We start from the raw sequence: 9,929 nt of genomic DNA, 5'->3' as shown, positions 1-9,929 counted from the left end.
CTCGCGGCGAGCGGGACGCCGGCAGGGACGCCGGAAGGAGCGGCAACGCTCGCCGCGGCGCGGCGCGCCCGATCCGAGGGCACGCGCAGGAACAGCCACGCCGCCACGGCGGCCGACACCGCCGCCAGCGCCCCCCACAGTCCCTGCCAGCCGATCACGCTCATCAGCGCCGGACCGCCGGCCAGCACCAGGGAGGTACCGGTGGCCATGTACGTTCCCCACAGGCCCAGATGCAGCGCCAGCCGGCTCGGCGGCACGAGCTGGCGGATCAGGCTGGGCACGGGCAGCACCACGAGCAGGAAGCCGAGCCCCTCGAGCGCGCGCAACACGAGCAGCTCGGCCGGCTGCGTCGCCCACGCGCCGGCAAGGCTGGCAGACACGAGCACGAGCTGGCCGAGCAGGATGCTGCGACGCAGGCCGAAGCCGTCCGCGGCGAGGCCGATGAACACGCCGCCGAGCATGCCGGCCATCTGCACCATGGAGAGCAGGAAGCCGGCCTCGACCAGGCTGACGCCGAGCGCATCGCGCAGCACCGGGATCGCAGGCGGGATCTTGCCGATGTGCAGTGCGGCCACCATGCCCGCGATGATCACGATGAAGGCCGGCGGGACCCCTGTCCCCGCCTGCGCGCCAGCGCGCTCGTCCGCCTTGGGATGTGCTGTTTGAACCATCTTGTTCCTCTCTTCGCCGGAGGCGGACGGCCGCAACCGACACCGGATGCATCCAGCCCGCTGCGGGTCGGGGAGAGGATAACGGGGAACCCCCGGTCCGCCCAGCATGGACACGGCAGCGCGGGAGCTTCCGCAGGGCGCGCTGCCCGGCGCGGGCCCGGGCGACTCAGTCGGGGCGGTCGCTGGCGCGCGCACGCAGCGCGGCGACCAGGCGCAGCAGGTCGGAGTGGAAGTCGGGGTCGGGCCGCAGCGGAGAGGCGATGCGGAAAGCCAGCGGCGCGAGCGAGACGGGGAGCACCTCGTCGGCCGGCATCGTCGCCCCCTGCACCAGCACCGGGATCACCGGCTTGCCGCGCTCGAGGGCACTCTCGACCTCGATCCGCACCATGTCCTCGGCATCGTCCAGGCGCCGCCGCCCCTGTGCGTCGGCGATGCCGACCCAGCGCGGACCGATGATCACCAGGACCACGTCCGCGGCATCGAGCGCGCGGCCGATCAGCGCTCGATAGTCCTCGCCAGGCACCTGTCCTGCCACGTCGAGGAAGATGCGCGAGGCATCGAAGCCCCGGCGCAACGCATCATGCAGCCGTCCCACCGTCTCGCGGCTGTCGTCGCGCCGGTAGGAGATGAAGATGCCGAGCTCGACGGGCGGCTCGTCGGCGATCTCGCCGGTCGGCCAGCGGACCAGCCGGTGCAGGGCGAAGCCGGCATAGGCGAGGAGGATCACCAGCCAGGCCAGGAAGTACGCCGCTGCCTCCGACCGCGCCACCGCGAGCAACGCGAACAGCACCGCCGCTGCCGCCGCGAGCCCGACCGCCACGAAACCGACGCGGCGCACACCCGGTCGGCGCAGGCTGATCATGCGCCCGAACGCGAACGCGGCGCCGGCGACCGCGAGGCCGGCGCCGCCCACGATTCCCTGCCCTGCCGGGCCGGCATATGGCAGCAGCACCAGCGCTCCCGCCGTCCCCAGCAGACAGGCCACCGCCAGCAGCATCGACAGCAGGCCCAGCCTGCGAACCGCAGCGAGGCCAGCGAGGTCGTCCGTGCTCACCATCTCAGTTCGCCGCCAGCGCCTGCCACAGGCCGCCCTTCTCCAGATGCACGCGCCCGGGCGCGGCGCTCGGCACGCGCACGTCGGCCGGCTCGTGCTCGCTGCGGCGCTCGAACTCGTAGATGAGCGCACTCGCGTAATGGGTCGGCGTGAAAGGCAGTGCCGCAATCGAGGATGGCAGGCGCAGCCCTCCACCACTCACCCAGGCGAGCGCCTCGCCTTCCTGCGCCGCGCGCGGCGCCGCGGCGAAATCCTGGTCGGTGACGACGAATACGATCACCCGGTAATGCCCCGGCGGTGCATTGAAGAGCGCACGCAACCGGTCGGCGAAGCTCTTGCCGGCGCCCCCGGCGTCGACGCTCCAGCGCTCGGGGGCGGGATAAGGGCTGGCGTCGGCGCGGATCTGCTCGGCGCGCGAGGCGAGCGCGAATCCCCCGGGCACGCGGTAGTAGCTGCGCTCGACATAGCCGGCAGCATCGAAGGCGGCCTCGAAACGCTGTGCGACCATGCCGAGGCGTGCGCCCTCCGCAGGCGCGAGCGAGTCTCGCTCGAACACCTCGAAGGCCGAATAGCGGGGCGGCGGCCAGGGGAAATCGGGAAGCACGGCTACGGGCGGATGTCCGCCCCCAATGGCCGATGCCGGCGGAACGGGTGCAGGTGGTGGAGGTGGTGGCTCGGCCGCAGTCGGTGCCTCCTCGGGCGGCGCGCTCTCCACCGGCATCTCCGCCTTCTGACAGCCCACCACCACTGCGGACAGCAGGATGCAGAGCAGAAACCGTCCCGGCCATCCCTCGATCCAGCCTCTCATGTCCGCCTCCCCTCCCGACCCTGGATACGCAGGGGCCGGCGCGCACCGGGGGGACTCGCGTCCCCGCACGAGCCAGGCCCGCCCTGTCAATCTAGGACAGGATCAGGCCGATTGCGAGCCACGACCCGCCGTGCCGCCGCATGCGGGCTTGGTGCCGCCTGGCGCGGGGAGTACATTGGCGCCCATTCCGCCTTTCCGGCCCGCCCCACGCCATGACCACCCCACATCCCGAAATCCGCCCCGGCCAGTCGGTCGAGCTGCTCAAGCAGCTGCACATCCTGACCCGCGACGGCAAGCTCAACCAGGACAGCCGGCGCAAGCTCAAGCAGGTCTACCACCTCTACCAGTTCATCGAACCCTTGCTCGCCGAGGCCCTCGCCGAGCACCCCGACATCGAGCTGGTCGACCACGGCGCCGGCAAGTCCTACCTCGGTTTCATCCTCTACGACCTGTTCTTCAAGGACAACGCGCCCGGCGGCCGCATCCACGGCATCGAGACACGCGACGAGCTGGTGATGAGCTCGCGCCAGCTCGCCGACAAGCTCGGCTTCTCGGCCGGCATGCGCTTCCAGAACCTCAGCGTGGCGGATTCGATCGGCTCGGACCGCCTGCCCGCGCGCATCGACATCGTCACCGCGCTGCACGCCTGCAACACCGCCACCGACGACGCCATCCGCTTCGCGCTGAAGAAGGGCGCGCGCGCCATCGTGCTGGTGCCCTGCTGCCAGGCCGAGGTCGCCGCGGCGCTGCGGCGCAACAAGCAGCAGGCGCTGCGCGGCCCGATCGCCGAGCTGTGGCGCCACCCCATCCACACCCGCGAGTTCGGCAGCCACGTCACCAACGTGCTGCGCTGCCTGCAGCTCGAGGCCCACGGCTACGAAGTCACGGTGACCGAGCTCGTGGGCTGGGAGCATTCGATGAAGAACGAGCTGATCATCGCCCGGCGCCAGCCCGACCGCCCGCGCCAGCGCGCCGCCGAGCGCCTCGCCGCACTGCTCGGCATGCTCGGCCTGGAAGAGCTGTCCGAGCGCTTCTTCACGGGCTGACCGCCCCCCTGCGCCGCTGCGGCGGCGCTTGGGCACGATCGACGCGGTCTCGCGGGAACCATGCGTTTGTGCTGTGCTCGAAATTCCTGTCATGACCGAACTGCTAGAATCGGGGTGTTCGCCACGCACGGCGGACGGGAGACAGGGCACCGCGCCCGAACAGAACCGGAAAGTCGAGGAGGACGGGTGCGGGCGCATCCGGAAGACATATGACCGAATTCGAATCCCCGCTGGCGTTCCTGCTGTCCACGCCCTATGCGAGCCGCTACCCGCGCAAGCTCATCGAGGGCTTCCCCCATGTCGCCCACCGCATCGCCGCGCTCTGGGACGACAAGGACAAGCTCGGCGAATACTTCACCGAGCTCATGGTGTCGAATCGACCGAACCGCCGCGGCTTCCCGCCCGAGGTCGGCGCGGAGATCGTGTACCTGAGCATGGCCTACGACCTCCACGGTCCGGTACGCCCTACCGCACAGGCGGCCCCCGAGGCCACCACCAGTCCACGCGAGGACGCCTGGGACCACGAGCGCGCGGTCACCGAGCTCGAGCGCCTCGACATCCCGGTCACGATGGCGCAGTTCGTGCGAGCGCTCGAGGCCGGCGACCAGCCGCTGTGCTCGCTCTTCCTGCATGCCGGCTTCGACGTCGACAGCCGCGACGCGCGCCAGTGGACCCCGCTGATGATCGCCTGCTTCCACGGCCGCGAGGCGCTCGCGCTCGAGCTGATCCGGCTCGGCGCCAGCGTTGACGCGCAGGACGCGGACGGCTACACGCCGCTGCACTGGGCCTCCGTGAACGGCTACCAGAAGGTCGGCGAAGTGCTGGTGCGCCGCCAGGCCGAGGTCAACGCAGTCAGCAAGGCGGGGATCACGCCCCTGCTGCAGGCCGCGGCACGCGGCCACCTCGGCGTGGTGCGGCTGCTGATCGAGCGCAAGGCCAAGCTCAACCTCGCCGCCACGGACGGCTCGACGGCGCTGCTTAAGGCGGTCGCCAACGGCCACTGGGAGATCGTCAACACCCTGCTCGACGCCGGCGCCTCCACGCAGGCGACGATGAAGAACGGCACCACCCTGGTCGACATCGCCGCGCGCTCCAAGGACGAGCGCATCCGCGAGCGCATCGCCATCGCCGCACGCATGGAGGCCCGCGGTGACGCCCCGATCCAGCGCGACGAGCCGCCGCCGCTCACCGGCACGATCTACTGAAGGCGGCACGGTAAACGCATGGTGGGGATCCCCTCGGCGGCGCTGGCCGTGCTGGTGGTGGCGCTGACCTCGCTCGGGCCGCTCTCCACCGACTTCTACCTCCCCGCCCTGCCGGCAATCGCGCGCGCCCTGCACACCGACAGCGCCGGCGTGCAACTCACCCTGTCGGTCTATCTGCTCGGCTTCGGCGCCGGGCAGCTGCTCGTGGGACCGCTGTCGGACCGCTTCGGGCGGCGGCCGGTGATGCTGTGGGGCATGCTGGTCTTCCTGCTGTCCACGCTCGCGTGCGTGTTCGCCGAGTCGCTCGCCGTGCTGGTCGGCGCACGCCTGCTGCAGGCGTTCGGCGCCTGCGCCGGCCCGGTACTCGGCCGCGCGGTGGTGCGCGACCTCTACGGCCCGGCCGAGTCGGCGCGCATGCTCTCCCACGTGTCCACCGCCACCGCGCTCGCGCCGCTGCTGGCGCCGCTGCTCGGCGGCTGGCTCACCGCGGCGTGGGGCTGGCGCGCAACCTTCGTCGCGCTCGCGGTGTACGCCGTGCTGCTGATGCTCGCGGTGGCGATGCTGCTGCGGGAGACCAACCGCCACCCCGACGCCGACGCGATGCGCCCGGGGCGGATGCTGGCGAACTACCGGACCCTGCTCGCCGACCCCGCCTATCGCGGCGCGCTGCTGATCGGCTGCGGCGCCTTCGCCGCGCTGTTCGCCTTCATCTCCGGCTCGCCCTTCGTGTTCATCGAGCACTTCGGCCTGTCGCCGCAGCAGATGGGCCTCGCCTTCGGGCTCAACGTCACCGGCTTCATGATCGGCACCACGCTGTCGGCGCGGCACTCGCGCCGCCTCGGGCCAGCGCGCCTGATCCGCTACGGCGTGTGGATCGGCGCGGCCTGTGGCGTGCTGCTCGCGGCGCTCGCCTACGCCGGCCCGCAGCACCTGGCTGCGGTGATGCTGCCGATGTGGGGCGTCACCGCGGCGATCGGGCTGATCCTGCCCAACGCCACCGCGCTCGGGCTCGCCGGCTATCCCAGGATGGCCGGCGCCGCGGCCTCGCTGATGGGCTTCGTGCAGATGGGCCTGGGCGCCGGGGCGGGCATGCTGGTCGGGCACGGCGTCCAGCACGGCACCGCGGCGCTCGGCCTCACCGTCGCCGCCGGCATGCTGTTCGCGCTCGCCGCGTGGAGCCGCTCGCCAGCACGCTGAGCACGGACGGCGTTCACAACAGCGCGCGGCCGGCCTCCACCAGCCCGGCGATGTCCGCCTCGAGCGCATCCAGGCGAGCCGCCACGCCGGGCTCGTCCTGTGCGATCGCCTTCTCCAGCCCCCCGGCCGCCTCCATGATGGCGAGCGCGCAGATGAAGCCGGCGTTGCTGCGCAGGGTGTGCATGCGGCGGCCCGCCGCGTCGCGCTCGCCGCACGTCAGGTCGGCGCGAGTCGCCGCGACGACGCCGGCGTTGTCCTCGATGAAGAGCCCGAGCAGGCCGAGGAACATGTCGCGATCCTTGCCGAGGCGCTGCATCGCGCGCTCGCGGTCGATGCCGGGCAGCGCCGGGAAAGCGTCGCCGACCGTGGCGGACGCCGCCGCGGCGGCCTGCACCGGCAGGGCGGGCTCGGGTGCAAAAGCGGGCCTGGGTGCAGCGGCGACCACGGCCGCGGGAAGGGCACCGGCGCCGGCTGCGGGATCCGCTGCGGCCAGGCCGACAGCCGGATGCGGCTCCACCCAGCGCATCAGCAGCTGCGTCATCTGCTCGAGGTCCATCGGCTTGGCCAGCACGTCGTCGGCGCCGGCGGCACGCGCGGCGGCCTGCTGATCCGCGCCCACGCCGGCGGTGAAGGCGATCACCGGCAGCGCGGCGAGGCCGAGCTCGTCGCGGATGCGGCGGGTGGCGGAGAGGCCGTCGAGCACCGGCATCTGCACGTCCATCAGCACCGCGTCGAAGGCCTGCGGCCGGCTGCGCAGCAGCTCGATGGCCTGCTGGCCGTCGGCGGCGAGGGTGGCCTCGGCGCCCTCCAGCGCCAGCGCGCGCTGTACCAGGTCGCGGTTCATCGCGCTGTCGTCCACCACCAGCACCTGCATTCCGGCCAGCCGCGAGCCGGCCGCGTGCTCGGGCACGCGCGCCGCGTGCCCTGCGGCGAACGCGACGGAGCCCCTTTCGCCCCCCCCTTCGGGGCACCACTCGCGCCCCCCTTCGGCCCCCGCCGACGCGCCGTCGGCGACGCGCTCGAGCGGCAGGTCGAACCAGAAGGTGCTGCCCAGCCCCGCCTCGCTGTGCACGCCGATCGCGCCGCCCATCAGCTCGACCAGGCGCTTGCAGATCGACAGGCCGAGCCCGGTGCCGCCGAAGCGCCGCGCGATGCCGGCGTCGGCCTGGGTGAAGGGCGCGAACAGGCGCGCCTGCACCTCGGGCGCGATGCCGATGCCGGTGTCGCGCACCTCCGCATGCACGCGCAGGCGCGCCGCCTCGAGCTCTTCGACGCGCACGCGCAGCGCGACCTCGCCGCGCTCGGTGAACTTGATCGCGTTGCTGACCAGGTTGATCAGGATCTGCTCGATGCGCAGTCCGTCGCCGCGCAGCAGCCCGGGCGGCAGCGTCGGCGGCTCGATGCGCAGCGCGAGCCCCTTCGCGCGCGCGGCCTGCCCCATCAGGCTGTCGAGATTGGCCAGCAGCGCGCGCAGGTCGAAGGGCCGCGGTTCGATGCGCAGCTGGCCAGCCTCGATCTTGGAGAGGTCGAGCACGTCGTCCAGGATCGCCAGCAGCGACTGCCCGGCGCCGCGGATGCGCCCCACCATGTCGCGCTGCGCGGGCGCGAGCGGCTCGCGCTCGAGCACCTGGGCGAGGCCGAGCACGGCGTTCATCGGCGTGCGGATCTCATGGCTCATGTGGGCGAGGAACTCGCTCTTGGCGGCGTTGGCCGCGGCAGCCGCGGCGGAGGCATGGCGCAGGCGCTCCTCCATCTCGATGCGCGCGGAGATGTCCTCGACGATGCCCAGGTAGCGCGGCGCGTCCTCCGAGGCCACCTGCACCGGCGCGAAGGCCAGGCTCACCCACACCGGCGTGCCGTCCGGACGCAGGTAGCGCTTGTTCAGGCGGTAGCCGTCGATGCGCCTGGCGTCCAGGCGGCCGAGCTGGCGCAGGCTCTCGGTGACGTCGTCCGGGTGGGTGAGCACCATCGGGTCGGCGCCGACCAGCTCGCCGACGCTGCGGCCGACGATCTCGGCGAAGCGCGGGTTGGCCTCGGTGATCCGCCGCGTGCGCGGGTCGAGCAGCACCACCCCCAGCGGTGCCTGCTCGAAGATCACCCGGAAGCGCGCCTCGGCGGCCTGGCGCGCCTGCAGCGCGGCGCGCTCGCGCTGCTCGCGGTCGCGCCGCCACACCAGGTAGCCGGCGGAGTACACCAGCATGAGGCCGAGCGCCATCACCACGCCCATGCCCCAGGTCAGCGTGCGGATGCCGGAGTAGGCCTCGCGCTCGTCGATCTCGGCGAGCATCAGCCAGGGCGTGCCCTCGACCGCGGCGGCATAGGCCAGCACCGGCACGCCGCGGTAGTCGCGTCCGCCGGAGAGGATGCCGCGCTCGCCGAGCGCCGCGCGCGCGGCCGGCAGGTCGGGGGTGGAGAGCGGGCGCTCGAGCGCGAGCCCCGCGTCGGCCTGATGGCGCAGCGGGGTCAGGAAGCGCACGCCCTCGCCATCGCGCCGCACCAGATAGGTCTCGGCGCTGCGCGTCGGCACCGGCCAGGCCTCGACCATCGGATACAGCGCGGCCTCGGCCTCCCAGGTCAGGTAGGCCACGCCGCGCGCCGGCACGCCCACCGGCGCGAGCACGCCGTAGTGCGTGCGCCCCCGGGCGTCCTCGTGCAGATCGACGAACTCGACGCGCGGCCGCCGCAGCACGTCGGCGATCAGCCCGGCATGGGCGGAGAGGTCCGGGCTGCCGACCGCGAGCGCGGGCGCGCCGTCGGCGTCGAGCAGGGCCACGCCCTGCCAGCCACGCAGGCGGACGAGCTCCTCGACGAGCGCCTGCATGCGCGCGAGGGCCACCTCGTCGCGGCGGCCGCCGTCCACCCAGCCCTCGAACAAGGCCTCGAGCTGCGAATGCCCGGAGAACACCATCTGCGCATCCACCCGCGCCTCGGCGAGCCAGCCCTCGATGTGCTGGCGCTTCTGCTCGGCGATGACCGCCAGCGTGCGCTGGGTCTCGCGGCGGATCTCCTCGCTCAGCGAGCGGTAGCCGAAGGCGCCGACGCCGGCGACCAGCACGGTGAGGGCGATGAGCGGGAAGGCGAGGCGCCAGCCGGCGTGGCGGCGGCCACGGTCGGCGGCATCGGCGGCGGAGGCGAGTTTCATGGCGTGAGGGCGCGCGATCGCAGCCGGGGCGGTGCGCGCAGGCGAGAGGATGTCGGCATTGTTGCGCCGCGGCAGGCGCGCTGCAACCCGCTTCGGGCTGTTCAGCCGCCACCGGCGAGGAAAAGCGCCGGATCGACCATGGTGCGATTGAGCATCACCGACCAGTGCAGGTGCGGGCCGGTGACGCGCCCGGTGGCGCCCACCGCGCCGATGCGCGCGCCCGCCTCCACGGTGTCGCCCGCCTTCACCGCGATCGAGGAGAGGTGGCAGTACATCGTGAGCAGGCCGCGGCCGTGGTCGATCCACACCGTGTTGCCGTTGAAGAAGTAGTCGCCGGTGTCGATCACCTTGCCCGCCGCGGCGGCCACCACCGGCGTGCCGGTGGGCGCGGCGATGTCCATGCCGCCGTGCGGCTTGCGCGGCTGATCGTTGAACACCCGGCGCAGGCCGAAGGAGCCCGAGCGCCGCCCCGGCACCGGCTGCAGCATGCGCAGGCTGCCCGGGTCGAGGGCGCTCCAGGTGGCGACGATCTCGGCCGAGCGCAGGCGCTCGCGCTCGTGGCGGGCGAGGTCGGTGGGTGACAGGTCCACCTTGCCCGGCGCCACCTTCAGGCGCTGCTCGGCGTAGCGCACCGGCCCCACCGCGACGGGCAGCCGGCGCGGCGGCTCGCCTTCTGCGCGCAGCTCCAGCTCCAGGCTGCCGGGCGCGGCCTCGAGCGGGATGCCCACCACCGCGGTCCATCCGCCCGGGCGGCCGGCGACCAGCACTGGCACGCCATCCAGGCTGGCCTGGCGATCCCGGCGGTG

General features: G+C 73.0%; 8 protein-coding genes. 3 read left to right on the top strand and 5 right to left on the bottom strand.

Going from position 1 to position 9,929, the window contains the following annotated elements:
- The 3 genes from C667_RS16115 to C667_RS16105 form a co-directional block, all read right to left on the bottom strand.
- Positions 1–671 (bottom strand): MFS transporter (locus tag C667_RS16115; protein WP_004369559.1); only part of this gene is annotated, 671 nt, incomplete at its 3' end.
- A gap of 166 nt (positions 672–837) precedes the next feature.
- On the bottom strand, positions 838–1,728 hold the full coding sequence (locus tag C667_RS16110) for a toll/interleukin-1 receptor domain-containing protein (RefSeq protein WP_004369557.1): 891 nt from the start codon (positions 1,726–1,728) through the stop codon (positions 838–840).
- 1 nt (position 1,729) lies between these two features.
- The gene (locus tag C667_RS16105; protein ID WP_245538482.1) at positions 1,730–2,533 is read right to left on the bottom strand and encodes a hypothetical protein; all 804 of its coding nucleotides are present in this window, start codon (positions 2,531–2,533) and stop codon (positions 1,730–1,732) included.
- A 212-nt stretch (positions 2,534–2,745) separates the two neighbouring features.
- Here C667_RS16105 and C667_RS16100 point away from each other — a divergent pair, with 212 nt between their 5' ends.
- The 3 genes from C667_RS16100 to C667_RS16090 all read left to right on the top strand — a co-directional run bounded on the left by C667_RS16100 (position 2,746) and on the right by C667_RS16090 (position 5,981).
- Positions 2,746–3,579, top strand: coding sequence for a class I SAM-dependent methyltransferase (locus C667_RS16100; protein WP_004369553.1), 834 nt, complete (start codon positions 2,746–2,748; stop codon positions 3,577–3,579).
- 209 nt (positions 3,580–3,788) lie between these two features.
- Positions 3,789–4,784 (top strand): ankyrin repeat domain-containing protein, encoded by a 996-nt coding sequence (locus C667_RS16095; protein WP_004369551.1) that lies wholly within the window; start codon positions 3,789–3,791, stop codon positions 4,782–4,784.
- Between the two features lie 18 nt (positions 4,785–4,802).
- The gene (locus tag C667_RS16090; protein WP_004369549.1) at positions 4,803–5,981 is read left to right on the top strand and encodes a multidrug effflux MFS transporter; all 1,179 of its coding nucleotides are present in this window, start codon (positions 4,803–4,805) and stop codon (positions 5,979–5,981) included.
- A 13-nt stretch (positions 5,982–5,994) separates the two neighbouring features.
- Here the strand turns inward: C667_RS16090 and C667_RS16085 are convergent, their stop codons facing one another.
- Positions 5,995–9,123 carry an ATP-binding protein gene (locus C667_RS16085; protein WP_004369547.1) on the bottom strand — a complete coding sequence of 1,043 codons (3,129 nt, stop codon included), beginning with the start codon at positions 9,121–9,123 and terminating at the stop codon, positions 5,995–5,997.
- Between the two features lie 101 nt (positions 9,124–9,224).
- The coding region (locus C667_RS16080; RefSeq protein WP_004369545.1) for a M23 family metallopeptidase at positions 9,225–9,929 on the bottom strand (705 nt) is incomplete at its 5' end.

It is taken from the genome of Thauera phenylacetica B4P (assembly GCF_000310225.1).
Taxonomy (GTDB): Bacteria; Pseudomonadota; Gammaproteobacteria; order Burkholderiales; family Rhodocyclaceae; genus Thauera; species Thauera phenylacetica.
This window is presented reverse-complemented; position numbering and strand designations above follow the sequence as displayed.